This is a genomic window from Lactobacillus sp. C449L (assembly GCF_059900815.1).
The window spans coordinates 1-478 of record NZ_JBWXGA010000144.1 but is presented as its reverse complement, the minus strand read 5'-3'; the positions used below and the strand labels follow the sequence as shown (position 1 = coordinate 478).

At 36.0% G+C, this 478-nt stretch carries 1 protein-coding gene and 1 pseudogene; both read left to right on the top strand.

The window, feature by feature from the left end:
• Positions 1–213: pseudogene (locus tag AC2JF9_RS08715) on the top strand (2-keto-4-pentenoate hydratase); the annotation flags it as partial.
• A gap of 72 nt (positions 214–285) precedes the next feature.
• Positions 286–478: DUF454 family protein (locus tag AC2JF9_RS08710; protein WP_500726975.1), on the top strand; the 193-nt coding region annotated here is incomplete at its 3' end.

Below are 478 nucleotides of genomic sequence, written 5' to 3'. Positions count from 1 at the left end.
AAAGTAGCCTCTGGACAGTCCAGTTTTGTTTTAGAAAATCCTTTAAATGCTGTCGTATGGCTTAATAATAAGCTATCTACACAGGGGAAACGTCTTGAGAAGGGCATGATTATATCGTCAGGTACCTTTATCGAACCCATTCCATTAACAGTTGGCACTTACCGTGCAGTTTTTGATATATTTGGAGAAGTATGGCTTAAAGTTTATGAGTGAACACGTTACTTTTTGGCCTTATTACGTGGAAAATTAAAAAATAGGCTGATAAATCAATGTGACATATTCGGGATGGGGTTGGGTACCATAAATAAAATGATCAAATTTTTATATGTATCTGTGGGGTTAATATCCCTGGTATTAGGGATTTTAGGGATTATTTTGCCTGTATTGCCCACAACCCCTCTTTTGCTTTTAGCATCATTTTGTTTTATGAAGGGATCTGAGAAATTTGAAGTCTGGTTTAAAGGGACAAGCATTTATA